The organism is Halodurantibacterium flavum (assembly GCF_042681825.1).
GTDB lineage: Bacteria > Pseudomonadota > Alphaproteobacteria > Rhodobacterales > Rhodobacteraceae > Halodurantibacterium > Halodurantibacterium flavum.
The window spans coordinates 47,067-71,341 of sequence record NZ_JBHUGH010000038.1 but is presented as its reverse complement, the minus strand read 5'-3'; the positions used below and the strand labels follow the sequence as shown (position 1 = coordinate 71,341).

At 65.9% G+C, this 24,275-nt stretch carries 27 protein-coding genes; 9 read left to right on the top strand and 18 right to left on the bottom strand.

Annotated elements, in window-relative coordinates; genetic code table 11:
• Positions 1-24: 24 nt before the first annotated feature.
• The 3 genes from ACFSGJ_RS20010 (at position 25) to ACFSGJ_RS20000 (ending at position 2,054) form a co-directional block, all read left to right on the top strand.
• Positions 25-654, top strand: coding sequence for a DNA-3-methyladenine glycosylase family protein (locus ACFSGJ_RS20010; protein ID WP_390265931.1), 630 nt, complete (start codon positions 25-27; stop codon positions 652-654).
• The gene (locus tag ACFSGJ_RS20005) at positions 651-1,301 is read left to right on the top strand and encodes an alpha/beta hydrolase (RefSeq protein ID WP_390265929.1); all 651 of its coding nucleotides are present in this window, start codon (positions 651-653) and stop codon (positions 1,299-1,301) included. The genes ACFSGJ_RS20010 and ACFSGJ_RS20005 overlap by 4 nt, the downstream gene beginning before the upstream one ends.
• A gap of 168 nt (positions 1,302-1,469) precedes the next feature.
• Positions 1,470-2,054 carry an HNH endonuclease gene (locus ACFSGJ_RS20000; protein ID WP_390265927.1) on the top strand — a complete coding sequence of 195 codons (585 nt, stop codon included), beginning with the start codon at positions 1,470-1,472 and terminating at the stop codon, positions 2,052-2,054.
• On the opposite strand, the gene ACFSGJ_RS19995 is transcribed toward ACFSGJ_RS20000, so the two are convergent.
• From ACFSGJ_RS19995 to ACFSGJ_RS19960, 8 genes are all read right to left on the bottom strand, one after another.
• Positions 2,055-3,401: a TrkH family potassium uptake protein gene (locus ACFSGJ_RS19995; protein ID WP_390265925.1), complete on the bottom strand. Its 1,347-nt coding sequence runs from the start codon at positions 3,399-3,401 to the stop codon at positions 2,055-2,057.
• A 7-nt stretch (positions 3,402-3,408) separates the two neighbouring features.
• Complete coding sequence (locus ACFSGJ_RS19990) at positions 3,409-4,071, bottom strand: potassium channel family protein (RefSeq protein WP_390265923.1); 663 nt, start codon at positions 4,069-4,071, stop codon at positions 3,409-3,411.
• A gap of 89 nt (positions 4,072-4,160) precedes the next feature.
• Positions 4,161-4,859 carry a hypothetical protein gene (locus ACFSGJ_RS19985; RefSeq protein WP_390265921.1) on the bottom strand — a complete coding sequence of 233 codons (699 nt, stop codon included), beginning with the start codon at positions 4,857-4,859 and terminating at the stop codon, positions 4,161-4,163.
• Positions 4,860-4,935: 76 nt separating this feature from the next.
• Positions 4,936-5,682 carry an EAL domain-containing protein gene (locus tag ACFSGJ_RS19980; RefSeq protein WP_390265919.1) on the bottom strand — a complete coding sequence of 249 codons (747 nt, stop codon included), beginning with the start codon at positions 5,680-5,682 and terminating at the stop codon, positions 4,936-4,938.
• A 121-nt stretch (positions 5,683-5,803) separates the two neighbouring features.
• Complete coding sequence (locus ACFSGJ_RS19975) at positions 5,804-6,763, bottom strand: sensor histidine kinase (RefSeq protein ID WP_390265917.1); 960 nt, start codon at positions 6,761-6,763, stop codon at positions 5,804-5,806.
• An 85-nt stretch (positions 6,764-6,848) separates the two neighbouring features.
• A complete protein-coding gene (locus ACFSGJ_RS19970) occupies positions 6,849-7,277 on the bottom strand; it encodes a gamma-glutamylcyclotransferase family protein (RefSeq protein ID WP_390265915.1) in 429 nt (142 codons plus the stop codon).
• 13 nt (positions 7,278-7,290) lie between these two features.
• The gene (locus ACFSGJ_RS19965; protein WP_390266044.1) at positions 7,291-8,052 is read right to left on the bottom strand and encodes a glycoside hydrolase family 25 protein; all 762 of its coding nucleotides are present in this window, start codon (positions 8,050-8,052) and stop codon (positions 7,291-7,293) included.
• Between the two features lie 203 nt (positions 8,053-8,255).
• Positions 8,256-8,459, bottom strand: coding sequence for a hypothetical protein (locus ACFSGJ_RS19960; RefSeq protein ID WP_390265913.1), 204 nt, complete (start codon positions 8,457-8,459; stop codon positions 8,256-8,258).
• Positions 8,460-8,709: 250 nt separating this feature from the next.
• Between ACFSGJ_RS19960 and ACFSGJ_RS19955 the strand changes: the two genes are divergently transcribed.
• Positions 8,710-10,185, top strand: a complete 1,476-nt coding sequence (locus ACFSGJ_RS19955; protein ID WP_390265911.1) for a phospholipase D-like domain-containing protein — start codon at positions 8,710-8,712, stop codon at positions 10,183-10,185.
• Here the strand turns inward: ACFSGJ_RS19955 and ACFSGJ_RS19950 are convergent.
• The 7 genes from ACFSGJ_RS19950 to ACFSGJ_RS19920 form a co-directional block, all read right to left on the bottom strand.
• Positions 10,175-10,381: a hypothetical protein gene (locus tag ACFSGJ_RS19950; RefSeq protein WP_390265909.1), complete on the bottom strand. Its 207-nt coding sequence runs from the start codon at positions 10,379-10,381 to the stop codon at positions 10,175-10,177. The genes ACFSGJ_RS19955 and ACFSGJ_RS19950 overlap by 11 nt on opposite strands.
• Before the next feature lie 200 nt (positions 10,382-10,581).
• Positions 10,582-10,833: a DUF2934 domain-containing protein gene (locus ACFSGJ_RS19945; protein ID WP_390265907.1), complete on the bottom strand. Its 252-nt coding sequence runs from the start codon at positions 10,831-10,833 to the stop codon at positions 10,582-10,584.
• Between the two features lie 157 nt (positions 10,834-10,990).
• Positions 10,991-11,551 (bottom strand): acetolactate synthase small subunit, encoded by a 561-nt coding sequence (gene ilvN / locus ACFSGJ_RS19940; RefSeq protein ID WP_390265905.1) that lies wholly within the window; start codon positions 11,549-11,551, stop codon positions 10,991-10,993.
• Positions 11,552-11,566: 15 nt separating this feature from the next.
• The gene (locus ACFSGJ_RS19935) at positions 11,567-13,321 is read right to left on the bottom strand and encodes an acetolactate synthase 3 large subunit (protein ID WP_390265903.1); all 1,755 of its coding nucleotides are present in this window, start codon (positions 13,319-13,321) and stop codon (positions 11,567-11,569) included.
• 302 nt (positions 13,322-13,623) lie between these two features.
• Positions 13,624-14,460: an arginyltransferase gene (locus ACFSGJ_RS19930; RefSeq protein ID WP_390265901.1), complete on the bottom strand. Its 837-nt coding sequence runs from the start codon at positions 14,458-14,460 to the stop codon at positions 13,624-13,626.
• Between the two features lie 177 nt (positions 14,461-14,637).
• Complete coding sequence (locus ACFSGJ_RS19925; RefSeq protein WP_390265899.1) at positions 14,638-15,045, bottom strand: DUF2852 domain-containing protein; 408 nt, start codon at positions 15,043-15,045, stop codon at positions 14,638-14,640.
• Positions 15,046-15,190: 145 nt separating this feature from the next.
• Complete coding sequence (locus ACFSGJ_RS19920; RefSeq protein ID WP_390265897.1) at positions 15,191-15,664, bottom strand: YbaK/EbsC family protein; 474 nt, start codon at positions 15,662-15,664, stop codon at positions 15,191-15,193.
• 120 nt (positions 15,665-15,784) lie between these two features.
• On the opposite strand from ACFSGJ_RS19920, the gene ACFSGJ_RS19915 reads away from it, so the two are divergent.
• Together ACFSGJ_RS19915 and ACFSGJ_RS19910 are read left to right on the top strand one after the other, a co-directional pair.
• Entirely contained in the window at positions 15,785-18,568 is a 2,784-nt protein-coding gene (locus tag ACFSGJ_RS19915) for a [protein-PII] uridylyltransferase family protein (protein WP_390265895.1), read from the top strand.
• A 16-nt stretch (positions 18,569-18,584) separates the two neighbouring features.
• A complete protein-coding gene (locus ACFSGJ_RS19910; RefSeq protein ID WP_390265893.1) occupies positions 18,585-18,851 on the top strand; it encodes a hypothetical protein in 267 nt (88 codons plus the stop codon).
• Here the strand turns inward: ACFSGJ_RS19910 and ACFSGJ_RS19905 are convergent.
• Both ACFSGJ_RS19905 and edd read right to left on the bottom strand, forming a co-directional pair.
• Positions 18,848-19,489: a bifunctional 4-hydroxy-2-oxoglutarate aldolase/2-dehydro-3-deoxy-phosphogluconate aldolase gene (locus tag ACFSGJ_RS19905; protein ID WP_390265890.1), complete on the bottom strand. Its 642-nt coding sequence runs from the start codon at positions 19,487-19,489 to the stop codon at positions 18,848-18,850. The two genes, ACFSGJ_RS19910 and ACFSGJ_RS19905, sit on opposite strands and share 4 nt — an antisense overlap.
• Positions 19,490-19,502: 13 nt before the next feature.
• Positions 19,503-21,308, bottom strand: a complete 1,806-nt coding sequence (gene edd, locus ACFSGJ_RS19900) for a phosphogluconate dehydratase (protein WP_390265888.1) — start codon at positions 21,306-21,308, stop codon at positions 19,503-19,505.
• A 280-nt stretch (positions 21,309-21,588) separates the two neighbouring features.
• Between edd and ACFSGJ_RS19895 the strand changes: the two genes are divergently transcribed.
• The 3 genes from ACFSGJ_RS19895 (at position 21,589) to ACFSGJ_RS19885 (ending at position 23,585) form a co-directional block, all read left to right on the top strand.
• Positions 21,589-21,756, top strand: coding sequence for an RSP_7527 family protein (locus ACFSGJ_RS19895; RefSeq protein ID WP_390265886.1), 168 nt, complete (start codon positions 21,589-21,591; stop codon positions 21,754-21,756).
• A 111-nt stretch (positions 21,757-21,867) separates the two neighbouring features.
• Complete coding sequence (locus ACFSGJ_RS19890; RefSeq protein ID WP_390265884.1) at positions 21,868-23,055, top strand: RSP_2647 family RNA methyltransferase; 1,188 nt, start codon at positions 21,868-21,870, stop codon at positions 23,053-23,055.
• Positions 23,055-23,585 carry an RSP_2648 family PIN domain-containing protein gene (locus tag ACFSGJ_RS19885; protein ID WP_390265882.1) on the top strand — a complete coding sequence of 177 codons (531 nt, stop codon included), beginning with the start codon at positions 23,055-23,057 and terminating at the stop codon, positions 23,583-23,585. The genes ACFSGJ_RS19890 and ACFSGJ_RS19885 overlap by 1 nt, the downstream gene beginning before the upstream one ends.
• Here ACFSGJ_RS19885 and ACFSGJ_RS19880 read toward each other — a convergent pair.
• Positions 23,575-24,264, bottom strand: coding sequence for a M48 family metallopeptidase (locus tag ACFSGJ_RS19880; RefSeq protein ID WP_390265880.1), 690 nt, complete (start codon positions 24,262-24,264; stop codon positions 23,575-23,577). The genes ACFSGJ_RS19885 and ACFSGJ_RS19880 overlap by 11 nt on opposite strands.
• Positions 24,265-24,275 lie beyond the last annotated feature (11 nt).

The window sequence follows — 24,275 nt, the reverse complement described above, 5'->3', positions numbered from 1 at the left end:
GCGCGTTATGCCTAGTGTCGGGCCATGGTAGGACGGATCATCGAGACCGAGCTTTGCGTGGCGGAGGGGGCGGAATGGCTGGCCGCGGCCGAGCCGCGTTTCGCTCATGCGCTGACGCTGACGGGGCCCTTGCCGCTGCGCCGCCGCCCCGACGGCTACCAGGCGGTTCTGGGCGCGATCGTGAGCCAGCAGGTCAGCGTGGCCGCCGCCAATGCGATCTGGGGCCGGATCGAGGCCGCCGGCCTGCATGACCCGCTGCTGCTGCTTGCCGCGTCCGAGGATGACTTGCGCGCCTGCGGCCTGTCCCGGCAGAAGATCCGCTATGCCAGGGCGCTGGCCGGGGCGGGGATCGACTTTGACGCCCTCCGGCTGGTCCCTGACGAAGAAATCGTGGCAACACTGACCGCGCTGCCGGGGATCGGGCGCTGGACGGCCGAGATCTATGCCATGTTCTCTCTGGGGCGCGCCGATGTCTTTGCCCCTGCCGATCTAGCGCTGCAGGAAGCCGCGCGGCTGCTCTTTGACCTGCCCGAGCGGCCCAAGGAAAAGGCGCTGCGCGAAATGGCGCTTGCCTGGTCGCCCTGGCGCGCGGTTGCGGCGCGGCTGCTCTGGGCCTATTACCGGGTCGCGAAGGAACGGGAGGGGATCAGATGACGTTGCAGTTCGGGCGCCGGCCGGCGAAATCAGGTCAGGCCAAAAGCGCCGTGATCTTTGTCCATGGCTATGGCGCCGACGGCCGCGACCTTCTGGGCCTTGCCGAGCCTCTGGCGCCGCATCTGCCCGACACCGCCTTTTATGCCCCCGACGCACCGGACCGCTGCCGGAACAATCCCTTCGGCTATCAGTGGTTTCCGATCCCCTGGATGGACGGGTCGAGCGAAGTTGAAGCGCGGACTGCGCTGATGCGCTCCGCCGATCTGCTGGACAGCTTTGTCGACAAGGTGCTGGCGGATGAGGGTCTGGCGCCGGCACAGCTGGCGCTTGTCGGCTTCTCTCAGGGCACGATGATGAGCCTGCATATCGCGCCCCGTCGAGCCGAGCCGCTGGCGGGTGTCGTGGGCTTTTCCGGCCGTCTTCTGGGCGAGGAGGACCTGCCCGCCGCCATCCGCAGCCGACCGCCGGTCCTGCTGATCCATGGCGATGCCGATGACGTGGTGCCGCCCCAGTCGATGCCGCTTGCCGCCGCCGCATTGCAGCGCGCGGGCATCGACGTGCAGACGCATGTGTCGCCCGGAACCGCCCATGGCATCGCCCCGGACGGCCTGACGCTTGCCCTGCGTTTTCTGCAAGAGCGTCTGTGATCGTCGCGCTGTCATAAGGCTGTCGCACCATTTCGTTACATAACCCGCGACATCACCGCATCTTGCGGGGCTTGTCAGGCGCGAAACGCCATATATAGTCACAACAGCTAGGGCGGGTTCGTCCTGCCTTGGTGCCATGGGGCAGACGAGGCGGAGACGGAGTCGATAATGGACGGCGATTTCAGGACTAACTTCGTACGAGAACCCGCCGCGCTGCGGCATCACCCCGCACTGGTGCTGAACGCGGATTACCGGCCCCTGTCATACTACCCCTTATCCCTTTGGCCGTGGCAAGAGGCCGTGAAGGCCGCCTATATGGACCGGGTGACGATCATCGCAGAATATGACAGCGTGGTCCGAAGCCCCACCACGGTGATCCGAATACCCTCGGTGGTGGTGCTCAAGGAATTCGTAAAACCGCAGAAGCGCGTGGCATTCACGCGCTTCAATCTTTTTCTGAGGGACGAATTCGCCTGCCAGTATTGCGGGGCCAAGGGCGATCTGACCTTTGACCATGTCGTTCCGCGTGCGCGTGGCGGCATCACAAGCTGGGAAAACGTCGTGGCGGCCTGTTCCCCCTGCAACCTGCGCAAGGGGTCCAAGACGCTGCGCCAGTCGGGCCTGTCGCTGCGCCGCCCGCCGCGTCAGCCCTCGGCCGAAGAGATGCGCAATGTCGGACGGCGCTTTCCGCCGAATTACCTGCATGACAGCTGGCTCGACTACCTCTACTGGGATCAGGAACTGGACGCCTGATCAGCCCAGATGGACCTGGCCTTCAGGGTATTTCACCCGCGGCGTCATCTGCGTCGCAAGGAAGAACCCGAGCGTAAGCGGCCCGACCCGCCCCAGGAACATGATGGCGATGATGACCATTCGCCCGAAATCCGTAAGCTCTGCGGTATAGCCGCGCGACAGCCCGACCGTGCCGAAGGCGCTTGCGACCTCAAAGCTGATATCGAGGAAGTGGCCGTCATGCGTTGCGGTCAGCAGGAACACCCCGACGAAGACAAGGATCAGGCTGATCGCCGTCAGCGCCATGACCTTGAGCACCTGAACCAGTCCGATGCTGCGCCCGAACGCGCTGAGCTGGGTCTGGCGGCGGAAAAAGGCGATGGTCGCCAGAAGCATCACGACAAAGGTCGAGACCTTTATGCCGCCCGCGGTCGAGGTCGACCCACCCCCGATCAGCATCAGTGAGATGAACATCAGCGCGGTGCTGTCATGCAGGCCGCCGACATCGACCGTGTTGAAGCCGGCGGTGCGCGTCGTCACCCCCTGAAACCAGCTGATCAGCATCCGTTCCCATGCCGCATCCTGCAGGGCGAGCGTGTCGGGGTTGTTCCACTCCAGCACCGCGAAGGACAGCGTGGCCCAGGGGATCAGGATCGCGGTGCCTGTCAGCGTCAGTTTGGTATGGAGCGAATAGGCCCGCCAGCGGCGGCGGTGGCGCAGGATATCGGAGATGACGACATAGCCGATCCCGCCGATGATGAAGAGCGCCGGGATCACAAGGTTCACCACCGGGTCGGTGGCCCAGCCCGTCAGCCCCTCGGAAAACGTGGAAAACCCTGCATTGTTGAACGCCGAGACGGAATGGAAGATCGCGTGCCAGACCCCCGGCCAGAACCCGTATTCCGGCACGAAGACAAGCGCGAGCAACAGCGCGCCGACGCCCTCGCAGAGCAACACGGCCTTGAGGATGACGCGCACAAGTTCGCCCAGCTGCCGCAACGACGTCTGGTTCAGATCCTCGCGCAGATAGACGCGCTGGGTGATCCCGATGGGCAGCCCCAGCGCCGAGAGGATCAGCACCGCGAAGGTCATCAGCCCCAGGCCGCCCAGTTGGATCAGCACGGTCAGGATCATCTGGCCGGCCAATGTCATGTCGTGCTGGGTGTCGATCACGGCGAGCCCCGTCACCGTCACCGCCGAGGCGGAGGTGAAGAGCGCGTCCGTGAAGCTGATCGGCCGAGGCGTCGAAAAGGGCAGCAGGAAGGCCAGCGCGCCAATGAAAATCAGGCTGATATAGAGCGTCGCGAGCACAAGCGGCGGCGGCATCCGGCTCAGCCGGCGCCTTGCCCGCGTGAAGAGGGGTGTCATCACGGCCTCAGAGCGTGTCGCCGAAGCGGCGCAGATCGGGCCGCTTGCCCAGCAGGAGAAGCTTGTCCTCGCGCCGCAGGACGATGTCTTCGGCGACGCAGGCGTGATATTCCGTTCCCCGCATCAGGCCGAGCGGACGCAGGTCGAACGTGTCGCGCAGGTGCAGGTCCGCGATGGGCGTGCCGTCAAGCTTGTCAGGAACGATGATGTTGACCACGTTGAAGCCGTTCCCGAGGCTCACATAATCCTGCAAAAGCGGGTTGTGCAGCATCTGCGCGATGTGGCGGCCCATTTCTTGTTCCGGCAGGATCACCCGGTCAGCGCCCAGTTTGGACAGGATGCGGTGGTGGGTGCGGCTGGACGCCTTGACCCAGATCGTTTCCAGCCCGAGCATCCGCATGTTCATCGTGGCAAGGATGCTTGCCTCAATGTCCCGTCCAATGGCGACAAGCGCCACGTCATAGCTGTCGATCCCCGCCTCGCGCAGGGCGTTTTCGTCCCCTGCGTCAAGGATCACGGTGTTCGAGAGGGTGGCTGACATCTGCGAGACGCGCCGTTCGTCGGCATCGACCCCCAGCACATGGTTGCCGAAGCGGGCGAGTTCGCTTGCGACGGCGCTTCCGAATGCACCCAGGCCGATGACGACAAAGGTGCGGCCTTTTCTGGCCATGATGCGGCTCCATCAGGGTTACGCCCGCCGGACCCTGATCCTGACCCGATCGAGAGTCAAGCATGGGGCGGCGGGCGTTCCCTTACGGCCTAGTCGCCGAGGCTGACCCCGATGCCGTCGCGCCCGACGCTGACCCCAAGGCCGCCCGAGCCGCCGATGCCTGCGTTGATGCCGCCGCTGTTGCCGCTGCCCGCGCCGGTTCCGCCGCCGCCGATATCGGCGTTGATCCCGCCGGTGTTACCCGTGGCAGCGTCCCGTCCTACCCCGACGTTGAGCCCGCCGGAACTGCCCGAGGCAGCGCCACTTCCGACACCTGCGTTGAGGCCCCCGCTGCTGCCGGATGCAGCGCCGCTGCCCGCGCCGACATTGAGCCCTCCCGTATTGTCGCTGCCGGCACCCGTGCCTGCCCCGACATTCAGCCCGCCGGTATTACCCGTGCCCGCGCCGCTGCCGACACCGACAGTCGTGCCGGTCCCGCCGCCGACGCCTACCGTGACACCCGGCGTCCCGGGGGTTCCCGGCGCTCCCGGTGTACCTGGCGTTCCCGGCGCACCGGGGGTTCCGGGGACGCCCGGCGCCGTGGGCGTTCCGGCCTGCGTGACCGTGCTGCGCGGCGGGGCGGGGGTGCAGACCCCGTTTGCCACCAGACGCGCCTGCGAGGGCGTCAACTGTCCGGCCGGCAGGTTGCAGATCTCTTCGGCAACCAGTTGCGCGGATGCGGGCGTCACATGAAACGAAGCGGTCGCCAGAAAGGCGATGGCGCCCAGTTTCGTAAGTCCGGTCTTCATGTCCTCCTCCTGAAGATGATTTTCCTCCGTGGAAACAACCTTCAGTGAGGGCTTCCTGTTCCAGTTCGCGTCTTGTTCAGGCGACTCGTGATGGCGAAGGCAGCGCCCCGAGAGCGGGCCGAGCGATCAGATATCCCTGCACAAGGTCCACCCCGTGATCGAGCAGCACCGAAAGTTCCCCTTGGGTCTCGACCCCCTCGCACACGATTTCGGTCCCGAGTTCCTGCAGCATCCGCACGACATGGCCAAGGATGGTACGCTTGTCGCGATCCGCGTCCACGCCCCGGACCAGTTCCATGTCGAGCTTGACGATGTCGGGGCGGAACTGGGTCAGGAGCGTCAGCCCGGCATAGCCGGCGCCGAAATCGTCAACCGCCGTGCGGAAGCCGATGTTGCGATATTCGCGCAGGATGCGGCCAAGATGGGCGGGTTCGACCCGCTCGCTTTCGGTGAATTCAAAGATGATGCGTTCGACCGGGAAGCCCAGGCGCCGCGCGGTCCGAAGGGTTGCCTCGATACAGGCGCGCGGCTCGTATACAGCGTTGGGCATGAAGTTGATCGAAAGGCAGGCCGTTTCATCCCGCAGCCCCAGATCGACGGCCGTTTCCAGCGCCCGGATGCGGCAGGCCTGGTCGAAGGCATAACGGTTCGTGTTGGTCACCTGTGCAAGCACGCTCGCGGCGCTTTCGCCCATGGGGCCGCGGACCAGCGCCTCATAGGCAAAGATGTTTCCGCTGCCGAGCGACAGGATCGGTTGAAACGCCATGGATATGTCGAGATCCAAGACCTTTCCGTTGCGGCAGCCCTCGCAGGTATGCCCCATCGAATGCTCCTCGTGTGGCGTTTTGACACGTTAGCGTACCGCAGCGCGTCCGGGCTGTCGCCCAAAACTGCCCGTGATTATCGACTATTATGTATGCATGAGGCGCGGATGCATCGCCGCCTCAGATCGGGATGCGGATCTCACAGGCGACCCCGTCCGGTTCGAAACGGAGCCGGGTCTCGCCGCCGATGCTGCCGAACGTCTCGTGGATCAGGCGCATTCCAAGCCCCTGCCGACCGGGCGGCGAGAGGTCCTGTGGCCCGCTCTCTTTCCATCTGAGGGAGAGGTTCCGGTCCTGAACCTCCCACCGGATGTCGAGCACGCCCTCTGCGACCGACAGCGATCCGTGTTTGCGGGCGTTGGTCGCCAGTTCATGCAGCACAAGCGCGAGCTTGACCGCGAGGGTCGGAACCAGGCTGACGGGCGGGCCGGCCCAACTGATCCGCTGGCTGTCCAGCACGACCTGATCCGCCACCAGCGCGGCGATGTCCGTTCCCTTCATCTGCGCCTCGACCAGCCTGTCATAGGCCCGGGTCAGCGCATCGATGCGCCCGCTGAAGGCTGCCACGAAGGCCGCGGGGTCGTGGGTGCTGCGGAGCGACTGGCGGGCGATGGACTGCACCACCGCCAGCGTGTTCTTCACGCGGTGATTGAGTTCGTCGATCAAAAGCCGCTGGACCTCTTCGTGCTGGCGTCGCTCGGATATGTCCCGCGCGACCTTTGATGCACCCACGATCTCGCCCGCCCGGTTGCGGAGCGGCGAGACAGTGATCGACAGCGGAACGCGACGCCCGTCCCGGGTCAGCCGTTCGGTATCGAAAGGCTCGACCCGCTCACCGGCGCGGATCTGGCGCAGGATCTCCTTTTCTTCGGCGAGCAGATCATCCGGAATGATCGTTTCGATGGGCTGGCCGATCATCTCGGCTGCGGTCCAGCCCAGAATGCGTTCTGCCGAGCCGTTCCAGCTTGTCACGCGGCCCTCCAGCGTCTTGCTGACGATCGCATCGGCGGATGAGGAGACGATGGCGGCAAGCCGCTCCAGCTCCAATGCGCTGAAATCCTCGTCTGCTGCTCCCGACACCTGCGCCTCATCCCTGCATCGCGGGGATGGTCAAGCCCCACCTGCGCATGAAACCAAGCCAAGGCGGGACAAGCAACCCCCTGCGTCAATCCTCGACGTCACCGCGCATCAGATACACCCAGGCGGGGCTGCCGTCCTGCAGGGGCATCTCGACCCGGTCATAGACCTGCCCGAGATATTCGTAGCGGTCGAGACGGCGCAGCCCGACGGCATCCACCTCGAACACCCGCCCCTCGACTCCGCTCCCGGGGGCGGGGATCAGGTCGCGCCCGTCCCGGGTGAACCCGTCCAACGCGGCAGGCCGCGACGGGACAGGGTGGCCCACCACGACGAACCGCACCAGCGGGTTCGTCAATGTCGCATAGCCAAAGACCCGATGGGCCCCGGGTTCCGGATGCTCGGCCTCGATCCGGGGCAGGTAGATCGGCGCGTGGCGGATACCGATCAGCGCCACCGCCAGCAGAAGCGCGAGGATGAGAAGGACGCGGACGGCTGCGCGACGGGTGTTGCTCATCCCCCGCATCCTGTCACTGCCGCCGCCGGGTCAGCCACCGCGCCCATGTGCCCGGATCGCCGTAGAAGGTATTGATGTCTACCGGGCCACGAATGCCGGGCACGACCCCTGTGCCCGTATATTGCCAAAAGACCCATTCGCGCCCCCCATAGACCGTGCCCGGATGATCCGCGACGGAACGCAGCCAGAATTCGGTGTTGCGAAGAGTGCCGATGCCGGTATCCCGATAAAAGTCGACCGTGGTGTAGATGATCGGCCGCTGTCCGTAATGTCGCCCGACGATATCGAGGAACCGTTCCGCCTCGGCCCGGACGATGGCGCCGGGGGGGCGCTGCGGGCAGTTGCGTGACCGCGTCCATTCCATGTCTAGCACCGGCGGCAGCGCGCCCCGTTCGCGTGGCACATTGGCGATGAACCAGCGCGCGTTCTCCTCTGCCGAACGGCAGAAATAGTAAAAGTGATAGGCGCCCCGCGGGATGCCTGCCGCGCGCGACTCTTCCCAATAGGTCCGGAACATCGGGTCGGCATGGTCGCCCCCCTCGGTCGCCTTGATGAAGGCAAAGGACACGCCCGCGCCCTGGACCGACCGCCAGTCGATCGACCCCTGCCACCGCGACACGTCGATCCCGTGGATCGGATAGGCGGTGGGCCGGCGGCCCGGCCAGTCCACCGGGTGCAGATCGTCAAAGCGCGGCGCGGTAAATGTGACAGGCGCCGTCGGGCGCGGAATACGTGGCGCGCAGGCTGTCAGAAACAGGACGCCCACAAGTAACATAAGAAGGGCGGTGGCCCTTTTACGGCGCGCGTGGCTGCGCTGGCCGGGCACGATGCCGGTCGACGAAAACATGCTCAATCCCTCGTCCCCTTGCAGGAGGTTTCTTCCGGCATTCCCCTGCCGGATTGCCGCTCAGATTAGCGAAAAGCCGCCGGGCGCGCTACAAAAGGCCGACAGACCGTGCTGCCGATAGTATCACAAAATCATTGGTTGACTTCATTCGCGACGGGTGCGGCGGCTGTGACCGGAACAGGCCGGTTGATCCGTTCAAGCGCGATGCAGGCGGCGCCGTCGCCCCCGGCGCAAAGCGCGGTCAGCTCTTCTTCGGCGGGGGTGAGGGGGGTGGAATTGACGGTCTCACAGGCGGCGATGGTCAGCAAGGCAATCAGGGGCAGGAAAAATCGCATGTAAATTCTGGTCCGGTCGCTTGGGGCTGTACGCCCTTGTTCTTTTTGCCCAGGGGCTGTTCGGAAAGGAAACGGTTGCGTCTGGTCCGGGTTCCGCTGTGCTGAGGGCACATCGCGGGATGCCGCTGTCGCCGGCACGTTCCCGCCAGCGAAACCTGGCGAAAGAAGTTGAAGCAAAGGCAACCCGAGGCGCCCGAACCGGTTATACTGGCACCTCGGCAGGATGGGTGCACCGGTGCAGCAGAACGAAATGAACGCAAAGGATCCCGTGCTCCGGGTGGGGCAGACCTGCTGGCGCATGGGCCGGGCCGAGAGGGTGGCCGTCATCGTCGATGCCGCGGATTATTTTGCGACCGTGCGCGCCGCCGTGCTCAAGGCGCAGCACAGCGTGATGATGATCGGCTGGGACTTCGACACGCGCATCGCCCTTTTGCCCGGGCAGAAGGGGCTGGAGGGCCCGAACCGACTGGGCCGGTTTCTGAGCTGGGTGGTCAAGACCCGACCAGATCTTCGCGTCTATGTGCTGCGATGGGATCTGGGCGTGGTGATGGAGCTCAAGCGCGGCTCTACCCCGCTCTTCGTTCTCAACTGGATGACCAGCCGCCGGATGCGTCTTGTGCTCGACCATGTGCATCCGCCGATGGCGGCCCATCATCAGAAGATCATCACGATCGACGACACGCTCGCGTTTTGCGGCGGTATCGACATGACGGCCGATCGCTGGGACACGCGCTCGCATCGCGACGACGAACCGTATCGCGTCCGCCCGACCAGCCGGCGCCGTTACAAGCCCTGGCATGACGTCGCAACGGCCGTGGAGGGAGAGGTTGCAAAGGCGCTGGGCGAGCTTGCGCGGTCGCGTTGGGAACGTGCGACAGGCGAACGGCTCGACCCGCCGCCACCGCTTGAGGGCGCCTGGCCCGAGGGTTTGCAGACCACGTTCACGGATGTCGATGTCGCCATCGCAAGGACTGTCCCCGACCATGAAGGCCACACGGGCGCGCGGGAGATCGAGGCGCTCTACCTCGCCGCGATCGCTCGATGCCGGCGCACGCTTTATATCGAAAGCCAGTACTTCGCGTCCCGCCGGATCGCCGACGCGATGGCCGCGCGCCTCTCGGAACCCGATCCGCCCGAGATCGTGGTGATCAACCCCGAAAGCGCCGATGGCTGGCTGCAGGAAGAGGTCATGGGGTCATCGCGTGCACGGCTGCTGCAGCTTGTCCGGCGCGCCGATCACAAGGGGCGGTTCCGCATCTATACGCCGGTGACGAAAGGCGGGCAGCCGATCTATGTCCATGCCAAGGTTTTGGTGATGGATGACCGGTTGTTGCGCGTGGGGTCCTCGAACCTCAACAACCGGTCGATGGGCTTCGACAGCGAATGCGACCTCGCGCTGGAGGCCGGTGCCGATGACGTGGACCTGCGGGGGCAGATCGTCGGTGTTCGGGACGATCTTCTGGCCGAGCATCTGGGTGTCGATGAGGCGCGGCTGCGCGCTGCGCTGGATCAGGGCTCGCTCATCGCGGCGATAGAAGTGTTGAGGGGGGAGGGCAGGACGCTCGTTCCCTTTGACCCGCCGGACCTCAATGGTTTTGAAGAAGAGGTCATGGCCGAGAACGCGCTTCTCGACCCGGAAAGCACCGCAGCACCGCGCCGTTCCCTGCGCGGCTGGATCAGGGGGCTGTGGTCCTGGCGAAAGAGGTCGCCGCCGCTCAGACCCTGACCTTGCGGGCCTCGCTGCTGGCGCAGGACCAGCGCGTGACGATCATACTCGGGTGTTCGCTGACCCATTGCGCAAGCTGCGGCTGCGCCTGCATCATGCAGGACTGCACGGTTACACCCGGCATGTGCATATGTGTATGTTCGCGGCAGTTCGACGGGTCCGTGGCAAGGCAGGCGACAAAGATCAGTTCGATCATGGCGAGGTTCCCTTGATGGTTTCCCCGATCATGCTGCAGTGCAGCATAAGGTCGAGTAAATTGTCGCAGCGGGCCTCACGCTTTTCCCGGTGGAAGAAATTTGAACGAGTTTCTGCGCGGGATTGCCCGCTGTCTTTGCAGATGCAGAACGCGGGGGGGGGGCGACATCCGGGTCGCCCTGAACGCCTCCCCTTGGTCGGTCAGTCGTCGTCGCCCTGATCGCGCAGGCCGGGAAACTCGCCCAGGTTCTCCTGAAGCGATTGTTCCTCGATGCCTTGGGATGTGTGGGGGTCCTGATGCCCGGCCTCGGGCACTTCCTCGAGCGCGACAAGCTCCTTCGCCTTTTCGCGGAACTCATCCAGCGCGCCGTCGGGTTTGCCGTTTTCGGCCCAGAGCGCCTGCGCGCGCGCCTCGATCCGGGATTCCCATTCCTTGAAGTCTTGCTGGTTCATGGCTGCCTCCTGCGAGCTTTGGGGGTCAACCCGACCCTGCGCCCCGGGGTTCCGTCAACGCGGAAGGCCGCGCGCCAAGGGCGGCGCGGCCCATCGGAAGATCAGGATGTGGCAGCTTTAAAAGGCGAGGGCCAAAGCCCCCGCCCGCGCGCGCGTCTCAGGCACCCCGTGCCAGCGCCGCAACACCCGTCCGCGCGACCTCTTTCAGGCCGAGCGGACGCATGAGATCGGCAAAGGCGTCGATCTTTTCGCCCGTGCCGGTGATCTCGAACACAAAGCTCTCCAGGGTGGAATCCACCACATTCGCCCGGAAGATATCGGCCAGACGCAACGCCTCCACCCGCTGGTCGCCCCGGCCCGCCACCTTGAAGAGCGCCAGTTCCCGCTCGACCGAGGGGCCATCGACGGTCAGGTCATGCACCTCATGCACCGGGACCATGCGGCCAAGCTGCGCCTTGATCTGTTCGATCACCTGAGGCGTGCCGCGCGTCACGATGGTGATGCGCGAGCGGTGGCCCAGATGGTCCACCTCGGCCACCGTCAGGCTTTCGATGTTGTAGCCGCGACCCGAAAAAAGCCCGATCACCCGGGCCAGGACGCCGCTTTCGTTATCCACCAGCACAGCGAGCGTGTGCGTCTCGGTCACGTCCGCATAGGGGTCGCGAAGATCGTAGGCCGAATGCCGCGACGACCCCTGTTCGATGTTCAGCCTGCTCATGTTCATCTCCCTGCCTCAGACCAGAACCGCGCCCTTGGCGCCGATCACGCCCTGGGTATCGGCCTCGCCCAGCAGCATTTCGTTATGGGGGCTGCCCGACGGGATCATCGGAAAGCAGTTTTCGTGTTTCTCGACCAGACAGTCAAAGATCACCGGCCCGTCATAGCGGATCATCTCCATGATCGCGTCATCAAGGTCCTTCGGGTCCGAACAGCGCAGGCCCTTGCAGCCGAAGGCCTCGGCCAGCTTGACGAAGTCGGGCAGGCTTTCGGACCAGCTGTGGCTGTAGCGTTCGCCATGCAGCAGTTCCTGCCACTGGCGGACCATGCCCAGACGCTCGTTGTTCAGGATGAACTGCTTGACCGGGGCGCGGAACTGCATCGCCGTCCCCATTTCCTGCATGTTCATCAGCCATGACGCCTCGCCCGCGACATTGATGACCAGCGCCTCCGGGTGGGCGATCTGCGCCCCGATCGAGGCGGGAAGGCCATAGCCCATCGTCCCCAGCCCGCCCGAGGTCAGCCAGCGGTTCGGCGCCTCGAAGCCCAGAAATTGCGCCGCCCACATCTGGTGCTGCCCAACCTCGGTCGCGATGTAGCGGTCCATGCCCTTGGTCAGCGCCTCGAGCCGTTCCAGCGCATATTGCGGCTTGATCGTCTTTTCCGATGGCGTGTAGGTCAGGCAGCGTACGGCGCGCCATTCGTCGATCTGCGCGTTCCAGCGGGCCAGCGCGCCGGAGTTAACCTTGCGGCCCCGGGCCTTCCAGATCCGCAGCAGATCCTCCAGCACATGGCCCACATCGCCCAGGATCGGGATGTCCACACGGATCACCTTGTTGATCGAGGACGGATCGATGTCGATATGCGCCTTGCGCGAGTTCGGGCTGAAATCAGCCACGCGCCCGGTGATGCGGTCGTCGAACCGGGCGCCGATGTTGATCATCAGGTCGCAGCCATGCATGGCAAGGTTCGCCTCATAAAGCCCGTGCATCCCGAGCATCCCGAGCCAATGCTTGCCCGAGGCCGGATAGGCGCCGAGGCCCATGAGGGTCGAGGTGATCGGAAAGCCCGTCGCATCGACCAGTTCGCGCAAAAGCTGGCTTGCCCCGGGGCCGGAGTTGATGACGCCGCCGCCGGTATAGAAGACCGGGCGTTCGGCCGTTTCCATCAGCTCGACCAGCGCGGTGATCGCCTCGATATCGCCCTTGCGGCGCGGCTGGTAATGGGCCACGCGCGCCTTTTGCGCGGGTGTGTAGGTGCCGGTGGCGAACTGCACGTCCTTGGGGATGTCGACCAGAACCGGCCCGGGACGGCCCGAGGTCGCGACGTGAAACGCCTGATGCAGGGTTTCGGCCAGCCTGTCGGTCTCTTTCACCAGCCAGTTATGCTTGGTGCAGGGGCGGGTGATGCCGACGGTATCCGCCTCCTGAAAGGCGTCGTTGCCGATCATGAAGGTCGGGACCTGCCCCGACAGGACAACCAGCGGGATCGAATCCATCAATGCGTCGACAATGCCCGTCACCGCATTGGTCGCCCCGGGTCCGGATGTCACCAGAACGACGCCGGGCTTGCCGGTCGCGCGGGCATAGCCCTCGGCCGCATGGACCGCGCCCTGTTCGTGCCGGACAAGGATATGGCGGATGTCGTTCTGCTGAAAAATCTCGTCATAGATCGGAAGCACGGCGCCGCCGGGATATCCGAATACGACTTCCACACCCTGATCCTTCAGGGCCTGAACCACCATCTTCGCGCCGGTCATCGCTTCCGTCATCGCATTCACTCCATCGCCAGTCGCTGGCTGCCACAATCGCGTAACAAAAAGCCCCCGGAGGATCTTCCTTCGGGGGCGCATGGGGGTCCAAAAGGGTTTCCGTTACCGGCCCATGCGCACCTTCCCTACAAGTACGAGAATCCCGTTCATTGCGGTCCCTTCCGTTACAAGGGCGGACATTATGGTTGGCCTTGGGGGTCGTCAACCGCCAATGCGCGATATTTTCTGTCGCCGGCTAACTTTTTCCGTTACCGAAATTGCGCAAGGCGGGCCAGCACAGCAAGAAAGGCCGCCGAAATGCCTCAGACCTTCGGCGCGCGGGTGTCGGGCAGGCTGATACGCGCGACCTGCTCGGCGATCGGATCGACCGACAGCGGGTGCGGGTCGGCGCTGTAGCTTTCAGGGTCGCCGATCGGGCGCCAGTCGCCGTCGCGGTAGATCTCCAGCCCTGAAAACCGGGCCTTGTAGCCCATCTTGCGGCTGCCGGGCACCCAATAGCCCAGATAGACGAAGGGCAGACCGGCCTCACGCGCGATGGCGATATGGTCGAGCACGACATAGGTGCCAAGGCTGTCCGTGGCCCGTTCGGGATCGTAGAAGGAATAGACCATGCTGAGGCCGTCATCCATCACGTCGGTCAGGCAGACGGCGGTGAGCTGATGGCGCCGTTCACCGGCTTCGGGCGGACGGGAATATTCAACGACGCGGCTGCGGATCGGCGTTTCCTCGATCATCGCGGCGAATTCGAAGATGTCCATATCGGCCATGCCGCCATCGGCGTGGCGGCTGTCCAGATACCGGCGGAACAGCGCGAACTGGTCTTCGGTCGCCCAGGGGCTGGTCGCATCCCGTTTCAGGTCGGTGTTCCGGCGCAGGGTGCGGCGCTGGCTTTTGTTCGGCACGAAATCGGCCACGCGGATGCGCGCGGACATGCAGGCCGAACATTCGGAACAGGACGGACGGTAGAGCACGTTCTGCGACCGGCGGAAGCCCTGCTTGGACAGCGCGTCGTTCAGCTTTTCGGCATAGTCGCCCTGAAGCGCCGTGAACAGTTTACGCTCCATGCGCCCCTCCAGATAGGGGCAGGGCTGGGGGGCCGTCACGTAGAACTGGGGCGCAATGGGCAGTGTATGACGCATATCGTGGTGATCTCTGCGCAAGGGGCAGCGGGCTGCGATGGCAGGTTAGCAAGAGGCCGCGATTAGGCCAAGTAGGGTTTTCGCGTCAGTGTTACAAGGCTTGGGCCGACGATGGCGTACCGGCATGAAAATGCCCGGCCCCTTTCCGGAACCGGGCATCTGCCTGTCATGGGCATGTCAGGCGTTTTCGGCGTCCCGCACATCGCGCTGGTCACGGGCGGCGCGGGCGCGTTCGTCCATGAACTGGTCGAACTCGGTCTTGTCCTTCGCGTCCCGGAGCCGCTGGAGGAAGGCCTCGAAGGCGTGCTGCTCTTCCTCGAGACGGCGCAGCGTGTCGGATTTGTAGGCGTCGAAGGCCGTGTTGCCCGATGACCGTCCGACCCGATGATCCATGCCGCGGTTGCGGCGCGAACTGCACGAAAACATGCGTCTGCTCCATATCATGTAAAAGAGGATGGCGAGCCCGATGGGCCAGAACACGATGAACCCAAGGATCATCGCGACAATCCAGGCGGGCTTGCCGCGCTGGTCAAGCCAGGCCTCTGCCTGTGCGGGCAAGCTGGCGATGGAAGAGGTCGTGGTCATCGAGGCTCCTTTCCCCTGAGATGTAAAAACCTTTCACATCTCCTACATCGGGATCGGGAGGCCCTGCGTCAAGAGGCAAAGTGAAAGGTGTTTACATTTTTCGGCGCGGGTTTTGTCGCGAGCCGGATCGAGGCAGGAGAACCCGCTAGGAAAGGACGAAATCGGCCGGCTCCGCGCCCGACGCATCCATCAGGCGGTCCGGGGCAATTTCAAAGATATGCCGCGGCGTGCCGGCGGCGGCCCAGACGGTCGCATAGGTCAGAAGCTTCGGGTCCAGAAAGGGGCGGGGCGGGGTCAGGTGGCCCACTGGCGCGACGCCCCCGATCACAAAACCCGTTTCCTGCCGGATCTGCGCAGCCTCGGCCTTTTCCAGGGGCTCGCCCGCGCAGGCCGACGCCTTTTCGGGGCAGACACGGTTGCCACCGGCCGTGATGAAGAGGTAAAGCCGCCCGCTCTGCCGGCCGCGGAACAGGATCGACTTGGCGATCTGGTCCACGGAACAGCCTGCCGCGTCGGCGGCCTGCTGCGCGGTGCGCGTTTCTGCCCCCATTTCCAGCAACCGGGCCTCGATCCCGGCCTCGGCCAGCGCGGCCTCGACCCGCTTTACACTCTTGCTCATCGGCATTTCCTTCCTGTTCGGCGGCAGATTAGCCGCGCGCCTTGCAGGTGCAAGGGTCCTTGACGGACCGTCGCGTGCAAGGCCGTTGACCATGCTCGTCGGGTAGCTCACTTTCCATGCATGGACTTTGCCTCTCGCCTTATCCGTTCGCCGATCCCGTTCGACCCGGTTCAGGGGGGTGAGACCTCCGCCCTGCTTGACCTTCCGCCCGGGCTCCGGCCGCTCTGCGAGGGGGTGGCGGGGTGCAGCCCCTATCTCGCCGGCCTCATGCGGACCGAGGGCGACTGGCTGGCCGCCAGTGTGCGCATGACACCCGAGGCGGCGCTGGCGGCTGTTCTTCTGTCGCTCGACCCGGTGCCGCTCGCCGATCTGGGCGCGGCGCTGCGGCAGGCCAAGCGGCGCGTGGCGCTGCTCGCGGGTCTCGCGGATGCGGGGGGCGTCTGGACGCTGGAGGAGGTGACGGGCGCCCTCACGGCGCTGGCTGACCGTGCGGTGCATCTGTCGATCACCCGCCTTGTCGCCGAGGAAATCCGGCGGCGCAAGCTGCCGGGTGCGACCGAGGAGGACATCGAAACCGCCGGCGGGATGGTCGCGCTTGCCATGGGCAAGATGGGCGCCGCGGAACTGAACTATTCCTCGGACATCGATCTCATCTGCCTGTTCGACGAAACGCGGTTCGATCCTGCGGATTATCACGACGCCCGCGCCGCCTTCATCCGCGTGACGCGCAGGATGACCACGCTTTTGTCCGATACCACGGCGGGGGGCTATGTCTTCCGCACGGATCTGCGGCTGCGCCCCGATGCCTCGGTCACGCCGGTCTGCCTGTCGATGGAGGCGGCGGAACGTTACTACGAGAGCCTGGGCCGGACCTGGGAACGGGCGGCCTATATCAAGGCCCGGCCCTGCGGCGGCGACCTCAAGGCGGGCGAGCGGTTTTTGCGCGCGCTGACGCCCTTTGTCTGGCGCAAGCATCTGGATTTTGCCGCCATCCGCGATGCCCATGACATGCGGCTGCGTATCCGGGACCACAAGGGGCTGAATGGCCGTCTGGTTCTGGAAGGGCATGACATGAAGCTGGGCCGCGGCGGCATCCGGGAAATCGAGTTCTTTACCCAGACGCGCCAGATCATCGCCGGGGGGCGCGATCCCGATCTGCGGCAGCGGGCGACGGTGCCGGGGCTGCGGGCGCTTGCTGAAAAGGGTTGGGTCGGTCATGCCGAGGCGGCGGAGCTGATCGACCTCTATCGCGCCCATCGAGAGGTAGAGCATCGGCTGCAGATGGTGAACGACGCGCAGACCCACGCCCTGCCGACCGTGCCCGAGGGGTTCGACCGGCTTGCGCGGTTCATGGGGCAGGGCGATACCGCGCGTTTCCGGGCTGACCTGCTGGACCGCCTGCAACGCGTCGATCAGTTGACCGAAGGCTTCTTTGCGCCGACCGAGGCTGCGGCAGAGCCCGATCTGTCGGACCATGCGGCAAAGATCGTCGAGGGCTGGCGCAGCTATCCGGCACTGCGATCCGCCCGCGCGGTCGAGATATTCGAGCGGGTCCGGCCCGAGATCCTGCGCCGCCTGCAACGCGCCGCCAACCCGGACGAGGCGCTGACCCAGTTCGACGGCTTCCTTGCGGGGCTTCCGGCGGGGGTGCAGCTTTTCTCGATGTTCGAGGCCAATCCGCAGCTTACGCAGCTGATCGTGGACATCGCGGCGACGGCGCCCGGGCTGGCGCGGTATCTGTCGCGCAATGCGGCGGTTCTCGATGCGGTGATCGGCGGCGATTTCTTTTCCCCATGGCCCGGGGTGGCGGCTTTGGCCGGGGCGCTTGAACAGCGGCTGGCAGAATCGCCCGACTATGAACGCTGCCTTGATGCGGCCCGCCGTTGGGCCAAGGAATGGCATTTCCGGGTGGGCGTGCATCATCTGCGGGGTATCGTCGATGCCGCCGAGGCCGGGCGCCAATATGCGGAACTTGCCGAGGCGGTGGTCGCGGGCGTCTGGCCCGGTTGCCTGGCGGAATTCGCGCGCAAGCACGGGCCGCCGCCGGGACGCGGCGCCGTCGTGATCGGCATGGGCAGCCTTGGGGCAGGGCGGCTGAACGCGCGGTCCGACCTCGACCTGATCGTGATCTACGACGCGGCGGGGGTTGAGGCGTCGGACGGCCCGCGTCCGCTCGCCGCACGCACGTATTATGCCCGGCTGACGCAGGCGCTGGTGACGGCGGTGACGGCGCCCATGTCGGAAGGGCGCCTTTATGAGGTCGATATGCGGCTGCGACCTTCGGGGCGTCAGGGACCGGTCGCCACCAGCCTGCAGTCCTTTCGCGCCTATCAGGCGGAAGAGGCCTGGACCTGGGAACATCTTGCGCTGACCCGCGCCCGGGTGATGGCCGGCCCCGCCGAACTGGGGGCAGAGGTGGAGTCGTTCCGGCAGGAGCTTCTGGCACGGAAATCCGACGGGCCGCGGGTCATCACGGATGTGGCCGAGATGCGCGCCCGGCTGCGGACCGCAAAGCCCGCCGAGGGAGAGTGGGACGCGAAATCCGGGCCCGGACGCCTGCAGGATATCGAACTTATGGCCCAGACGGCGGCCCTGCGATCAGCAAGCCCCGCCCGCGCGACCGAGGCGCAGATCCGCGCCGGCGTGCGACATGGCTGGATCGCGGCTGCGGATGCCGAGACCTTGCTGCGGGTCTACCGGATGCTCTGGCGGTTGCAGGCGGGAACGCGGCTTTTGACGGACCGGCCGCTCGATCCGGCCGAGGTGGGCGAGGGCGCCTGTGCCTTCCTGCTGCGCGAACTCGATGCGACGGGGATCAACGACCTGCGGTCCCGGCTGGACAAGGCGACCCTGGACACGGCAGAAATAATCGACCGCTACATCGGGCGCGGGGACAGCGCCTGACATGGGGAGAAGCACAATGCAGCCGCAAGACGCCGACCCGAAGGGGCTGATCCGCGAAAGCTACAGGATCGAGGGCATCACCGAGGCGGAATGCCGTTCGATCTTTGTCGACTGGGCGCTGAGCCTGCCCGTCGGCGTCGATCAGGCCGAGGCGCTGCGCAGCCTGATCGCGGGCCATGGACGCGAAGGGCATCCGATGACCACGGTCCTGTCGGCCGGTCTTGCCGAAAGCGTGCCGCCCCGCAGGCGCGGCGGGCGCGCGGGACGGATGGCCGAACGTTAACGGGGCAGCGAGGCTGCCTCGCGGGCCAGCGTCTCGATCGCGGCCCAGTCGCCTGCCTGCATCCGGTCCTTCGGGGCGACCCAGCTGCCCCCCACGCAGAGCGTGTTCGGGAGCGACAGATAGGTCGGTGCATTCGCAAGCGTGATGCCCCCGGTCGGGCAAAAGCTGACCTGCGGCAGGGGCGAGGCGAGCGAGCGGAGCGCGGGGGCGCCGCCCACGGCCTCGGCCGGGAAGAACTTTTGGGTAGTATAGCCGCGCTCCAGCAGGGTCATGACCTCGCTCGCCGTCGCCGCGCCCGGCAGCATCGGCAGGCCCCGTGCCTCTGCCGCGTCCAGCAGGCGATCGGTCGCGCCGGGAGAGACGCCGAACTGCGCGCCCGCCTCCTTGGCCGCCGCCACATCCTCGGGTGTCAGCAGCGTTCCGGCGCCGACCACCCCACCCGGCACCGCAGCCATCGCCCGGATGGCATCAAGCGCGACCGGCGTCCGCAGCGTCACCTCCAGCACCGGCAGGCCGCCCGCCACCAGCGCCTCGGCCAGAGGGCGGGCATGGGCAAGATCGTCGATCACCAGCACCGGAATGACGGGGGCGAGGCGGCAGATCTCGGCGGCGCGGGCGCTTGCTTCGGTCGGGGTCATGACAGGCTCCTGATCAGATGACGACGCCGGCGCCTGCGGTCGCAGGCCCGACAGAGGCGCGGAAGGCGCCGAACAGCTCTCGCCCAAGACCATGGGCATTGGCCGAAAGGTCTGGCACGACCGGCGCCCGGTCGTCAAACCCGTCCGCCATGACATCGAGCGTGCCCGCAACCGCGTCCAGACGCACGAGATCCCCATCGCGCAGCCGAGCGAGCGGACCGCCATCGGCCGCCTCGGGGCTGACATGGATCGCGGCCGGCACCTTGCCCGAGGCGCCCGACATGCGCCCGTCCGTCACCAGCGCGACCTTCAGCCCGCGATCCTGCAGGACGGCAAGCACCGGCGTGAGCGAATGCAGTTCGGGCATCCCGTTCGCCTTTGGCCCCTGAAAGCGGACGACGACGATGGTGTCGGAGGTAAATTCGCCCCGCTGGAAGGCCGCCTTGACCGAGGGCTGGTCGTGGAACACGCGCACGGGCGCCTCGATCACATGGCGGTCCGGCGAAACGGCCGAGACCTTGATGACGCCGCGCCCGAGGTTTCCGGCAAGCTGCTTCAGCCCGCCCTGCTTCTGGAACGGGTCCGACGCCGGGCGCAGGATGCGGTCGTTCAGCGTTTCGCCCGCGCCCGCGCCCCAGGTCAGCGCGCCGTCCACCAGCTTTGGTTCCTGCGTGTAATGGGCAAGTCCCTCGCCCGCCACGGTGCGGGTGTCGTCATGCAGAAGGCCCGCCGAAAGCAGTTCGCCGATCATGTAGCCCAGTCCGCCGGCTGCGTGGAAATGGTTCACGTCCGCCAGCCCGTTCGGATAGACCTTGGCCATCAGCGGAACCACGTCCGAAATCTGCGCGAAATCTTCGATGTCGAGAACGATGCCGGCCGCGCGCGCCATCGCGGGCAGGTGCAGGACAAGGTTCGTCGAGCCGCCCGTGGCCATCAGCCCCACGATCCCGTTCACGAACGCGCGTTCGTCGAGGATTTCGGAAACCGGCCGGTAATCGTTGCCAAGCGCGGTGATCGACAGCGCGCGTTCGACGCCGGCGACCGTCAGCGCCTCGCGCAGGGGGGTGTTCGGGTTGACAAAGCTCGACCCCGGCAGATGGAGCCCCATGAACTCCATCAGCATCTGGTTGGTGTTCGCGGTGCCGTAAAAGGTGCAGGTGCCCGGCCCGTGATAGCTGGCCATCTCGGCGGCCATCAGCTCTTCCCGCCCGATCTCGCCCGTGGCAAAACGCTGCCGGACCGCCGATTTTTCGTCGTTCGGCAGGCCCGAGGTCATGGGGCCGGCGGGCAGGAACACGGCCGGGATATGGCCAAAGGTCGCCGCCGCAATCACCAGCCCCGGCACGATCTTGTCGCACACTCCAAGATAAAGCGCCGCGTCAAAGACGTTGTGGCTGAGCGCGACACCAGCGGCGAGGGCGATGACATCGCGGGAAAAGAGCGACATCTCCATCCCGACCTGTCCTTGCGTGACCCCGTCGCACATCGCGGGCACACCCCCGGCGACCTGCGCCGTGCCGCCGGCCGCCCGTGCGGTGCGGCGGATGATCTCGGGATAAACCTCGTAGGGCTGATGCGCCGACAGCATGTCGTTATAGGCGGTGACGATCCCGATATTCGGCGCGCGCCCTTCGGCAAGGGCCGTCTTGTCCGGCCCCATCGCGGCATAGGCATGGGCCTGGTTACCGCAGGTCAGATGCGCGCGGGCAGGCCCTTCCTCGGCGGCGCGGGCCATGCGGGAAAGATAGGCGTCCCGCAAGGGGCGGGACCGTTCGCGGATGCGGTCGGTGACCTGTTCGATCGTGGTGTCGAGTGGCATGGCGCTCCTCGTGTCATCTGGTCCGGGCAAGGCCTGGACGTCGCTGTGGGCTTGGGCAGATGCCTAACACAGTCCGTTAGCGCTAACAAGTCAGGCCGCCGCGCCTTCACGGGAGGATGGGGAAGGGCGCCGCCGATGGCAAGGGCCAAAGGTCGGCCGTGCGGTTGCAGCATTGCGGTCGCTGCATGGCAGCATTGAGGACGTGTCGATGGTAAAGTCAGCCCGGCTGACCTAAATTCAGTCCCACGGGAGGGTTGATCCAACCCAGAGGATGACAGAGATGACCAAAGAGATTTACGGCGACTATTCGGTGACCGACATCGCAGCGATCGAGCTCCGTGCCCGTCAGATGCGCGCCGAAGCCACCCGCGAGATGTTCAGCGCCCTCGGCGCATGGATCGCACGTCGGGTTGCCGCACTGCGTGGCCGCGCACACCAGCCGGCCTGATCTACCATACGATTTCGCGTTCAGGCGCGGTTTGCTGAAAATCCCGGCCCGTTGCGGCCGGGATTTCTGTTTGTGCTTCCTGTCCGTGTCCGCTGCCGCTAGAGGAAGGGCATGACCTATCCCATCATCCGCCTCCGTCCGAAAACCGACGCCCGCGCCATCCGTCACGGAGCGCCCTGGGTCTTTGCCGATGAACTTGTGACGGACCGTCGCACCAAGGCGCTGGCCCCCGGCACGATCTGCGAATTGCAGGATGAGGCCCGCAGCCCGTTGGGGATCGTCACGGTCAACCCGAATTCCAAGATCATCGCCCGGATGCTCGACCGCGATCCGGCGGCGGTGATCGATGGCGCATGGCTCTCACTTCGGATGCGCCGGGCATTGGCGCTGCGCGAACGTCTGTTCGACCAGCCCTATTACCGGCTTGTCCATGCCGAGGCTGACGGATTCCCCGGCGTCGTCATCGACCGTTTCGGCGATCTGGCGGTGATCCAGCCAAATGCCGCCTGGTCCGAGACCATGATCGACCTGATCGCCGAGACGCTGTGCGAGGCGACGGGCGTGACCCGGGTCGTCAAGAACGGGTCGGGCCGGGCGCGGGGCCTGGAGGGCCTGCCCGAGGAAATGGTCGTTCTGCGCGGCGCGGTCGAAGGACCGGTGCCTGTGCCGATGAACGGCGCCACCTACATGGCCGATGTGCTGGGTGGGCAGAAAACCGGGCTTTTCTATGATCAGCGTCCCAACCACGCCTTTGGCGCGCGGCTCGCGCCGGAGGGACGGGTTCTTGATGTCTTCAGCCATGTGGGCGGCTTTGGCCTTGCGGCGCTGGCCGGCGGTGCGCGATCGGCGCTGGCCGTCGACGGGTCGGCACCGGCCCTGCGCCTCGCCGAGGCGGGTGCCGAAGCGAGCGGTTTTGCAGACCGGTTCCAGACGCGGCAGGGCGACGCCTTTGCGGTGATGGAACAGCTTGCCGCCGAGGGCGCCCGGTTCGAGTTCGTCGTCTGCGACCCGCCCGCTTTTGCGCCGGCCAAGCCCGCGCTTCAGGCGGGCCTGCGCGCCTATGAACGTGTGGCGCGGCTTGCGGCGCCGCTGGTGGCGCCGGGCGGATACCTGTGCCTCTGTTCCTGTTCCCATGCCGCCGATCTTGCCGCCTTTCGCACGGCGAGCATCCGGGGCATCGGGCGCGGCGGGCGCCACGCGCAGATGATCCACACCGGTTTCGCCGGCCCGGATCACCCGATGCTGCCGCAACTGGCTGAAAGCGGATACCTCAAGTCGATCTTTTTCCGGCTGGACTGATGCGGGCGTTTCTGGACGCCTGCGTTCTTTATCCCACCGTCCAGCGCGAAATCCTGTTGGGCGTGGCGTCCACGGGGCTTTTCCAGCCGCTCTGGTCGTCCCGCGTGCTGGAGGAATGGGCCCGCGCCACGATCAAGCTGGGGCAAGAGGCTGCGGCACGGGCCGAGATTGCCGACCTGCATCAGAACTGGCCGGACGCCGAAGTCGGGATCCCCGAAGAGCTTGAGGCGCGGCTGTTGCTGCCCGATCCGGCGGATCGCCATGTTCTTGCCGCAGCGCTCGGCGCCGGGGCTGACCTGATCGTGACCGAGAACCTGCGGGATTTTCCGCTTCGCGCCCGTGAGGGAATGCGGATCGAGGCGCCGGACCCCTTTCTGCTGACCCTCTGGCAGACCTCGCCCCAGCCGGTCGCAATGGCGGTCGAAGCCGTGCGCGCCAAGGCAGAGACGCTTTCCGGTGAGCCCCAGCCGCTCCGCCCCCTGCTGAAACGCGCGCGTCTGCCACGGCTGGGAAAGGCGCTCAGCCGATAGAGCGGCGCCAGCGTTCCTCATTCGCCTCGATCGCGGCGATGCGATCCTCGGTGCGGGGGTGGCTTGCCAGCCAGACCGGCGGGCCGCCTGCCGCACCCGTCAGCCCGGGCAGTTTGCGGAACAGCGACTTTTGCGGCCCCGTCCCGATCCCGGCCTTGACCAGCAGCGCAGAGGCATAGGCGTCGGCCTCATATTCATCCTGTCGCGACAGGCGCGCAGCCAAGAGCATCGTAACCCCGTTCGCGATCAGGATGCCCAGCCCCGGCAGGAAACGGTTCAGCACGGATGCCAGCGCCATGCGGATCGCGTTCTGGCCCGAAAAGTCGATCATCCGCCGCTTGGAATGGCCCAGGGCCACATGCCCCAGCTCATGCGCGATGACGCTCGCCATCTCTTCGGCGGTCACGGCGCCGGAGCGGTATTTGTCATAGAAACCCCGGGTCAGGAAAATCCGCCCGTCTGGTGCGGCCAGACCGTTCACCGGTTCCACATCATAGATGTTCACGGGGATGGAGGCGACGTTCAGCGCCTCGGCCATCCGGTCGCAGATCGCCCGCAACGTCGCGTCCGCCATGGGCGTCGACCGCGCGTCCAGCTCCTGCTTGGTCCGCCAGACCGAAAAGCGGTACATCAGGTAGGCATAGGCGATTGCCAGGAGGAGGGGGGTCAATCTGAGCATGTCGGCAATAT

What these genes read in the sequence shown, in the direction of transcription:
- edd (WP_390265888.1), bottom strand. Translation starts at nt 21,308, where the DNA reads ATGCCACTCGACACCACGATCGAACAGGTCACCGACCGCATCCGCGAA.
- ACFSGJ_RS19950 (WP_390265909.1), bottom strand. Translation starts at nt 10,381, where the DNA reads ATGATCGAACTGATCTTTGTCGCCTGCCTTGCCACGGACCCGTCGAAC.
- ACFSGJ_RS19945 (WP_390265907.1), bottom strand. Translation starts at nt 10,833, where the DNA reads ATGAACCAGCAAGACTTCAAGGAATGGGAATCCCGGATCGAGGCGCGC.
- ACFSGJ_RS19885 (WP_390265882.1), top strand. Translation starts at nt 23,055, where the DNA reads ATGCGGGCGTTTCTGGACGCCTGCGTTCTTTATCCCACCGTCCAGCGC.
- ACFSGJ_RS19930 (WP_390265901.1), bottom strand. Translation starts at nt 14,460, where the DNA reads ATGCGTCATACACTGCCCATTGCGCCCCAGTTCTACGTGACGGCCCCC.
- ACFSGJ_RS19980 (WP_390265919.1), bottom strand. Translation starts at nt 5,682, where the DNA reads ATGGGGCATACCTGCGAGGGCTGCCGCAACGGAAAGGTCTTGGATCTC.
- ACFSGJ_RS20005 (WP_390265929.1), top strand. Translation starts at nt 651, where the DNA reads ATGACGTTGCAGTTCGGGCGCCGGCCGGCGAAATCAGGTCAGGCCAAA.
- ACFSGJ_RS20010 (WP_390265931.1), top strand. Translation starts at nt 25, where the DNA reads ATGGTAGGACGGATCATCGAGACCGAGCTTTGCGTGGCGGAGGGGGCG.
- ACFSGJ_RS19925 (WP_390265899.1), bottom strand. Translation starts at nt 15,045, where the DNA reads ATGACCACGACCTCTTCCATCGCCAGCTTGCCCGCACAGGCAGAGGCC.
- ACFSGJ_RS20000 (WP_390265927.1), top strand. Translation starts at nt 1,470, where the DNA reads ATGGACGGCGATTTCAGGACTAACTTCGTACGAGAACCCGCCGCGCTG.
- ACFSGJ_RS19955 (WP_390265911.1), top strand. Translation starts at nt 8,710, where the DNA reads ATGAACGCAAAGGATCCCGTGCTCCGGGTGGGGCAGACCTGCTGGCGC.
- ACFSGJ_RS19935 (WP_390265903.1), bottom strand. Translation starts at nt 13,321, where the DNA reads ATGACGGAAGCGATGACCGGCGCGAAGATGGTGGTTCAGGCCCTGAAG.
- ACFSGJ_RS19995 (WP_390265925.1), bottom strand. Translation starts at nt 3,401, where the DNA reads ATGACACCCCTCTTCACGCGGGCAAGGCGCCGGCTGAGCCGGATGCCG.
- ACFSGJ_RS19985 (WP_390265921.1), bottom strand. Translation starts at nt 4,859, where the DNA reads ATGAAGACCGGACTTACGAAACTGGGCGCCATCGCCTTTCTGGCGACC.
- ACFSGJ_RS19915 (WP_390265895.1), top strand. Translation starts at nt 15,785, where the DNA reads ATGGACTTTGCCTCTCGCCTTATCCGTTCGCCGATCCCGTTCGACCCG.
- ACFSGJ_RS19960 (WP_390265913.1), bottom strand. Translation starts at nt 8,459, where the DNA reads ATGCGATTTTTCCTGCCCCTGATTGCCTTGCTGACCATCGCCGCCTGT.
- ACFSGJ_RS19895 (WP_390265886.1), top strand. Translation starts at nt 21,589, where the DNA reads ATGACCAAAGAGATTTACGGCGACTATTCGGTGACCGACATCGCAGCG.
- ACFSGJ_RS19910 (WP_390265893.1), top strand. Translation starts at nt 18,585, where the DNA reads ATGCAGCCGCAAGACGCCGACCCGAAGGGGCTGATCCGCGAAAGCTAC.
- ACFSGJ_RS19905 (WP_390265890.1), bottom strand. Translation starts at nt 19,489, where the DNA reads ATGACCCCGACCGAAGCAAGCGCCCGCGCCGCCGAGATCTGCCGCCTC.
- ACFSGJ_RS19890 (WP_390265884.1), top strand. Translation starts at nt 21,868, where the DNA reads ATGACCTATCCCATCATCCGCCTCCGTCCGAAAACCGACGCCCGCGCC.
- ACFSGJ_RS19920 (WP_390265897.1), bottom strand. Translation starts at nt 15,664, where the DNA reads ATGAGCAAGAGTGTAAAGCGGGTCGAGGCCGCGCTGGCCGAGGCCGGG.
- ACFSGJ_RS19880 (WP_390265880.1), bottom strand. Translation starts at nt 24,264, where the DNA reads ATGCTCAGATTGACCCCCCTCCTCCTGGCAATCGCCTATGCCTACCTG.
- ACFSGJ_RS19970 (WP_390265915.1), bottom strand. Translation starts at nt 7,277, where the DNA reads ATGAGCAACACCCGTCGCGCAGCCGTCCGCGTCCTTCTCATCCTCGCG.
- ilvN (WP_390265905.1), bottom strand. Translation starts at nt 11,551, where the DNA reads ATGAGCAGGCTGAACATCGAACAGGGGTCGTCGCGGCATTCGGCCTAC.
- ACFSGJ_RS19965 (WP_390266044.1), bottom strand. Translation starts at nt 8,052, where the DNA reads ATGTTACTTGTGGGCGTCCTGTTTCTGACAGCCTGCGCGCCACGTATT.
- ACFSGJ_RS19990 (WP_390265923.1), bottom strand. Translation starts at nt 4,071, where the DNA reads ATGGCCAGAAAAGGCCGCACCTTTGTCGTCATCGGCCTGGGTGCATTC.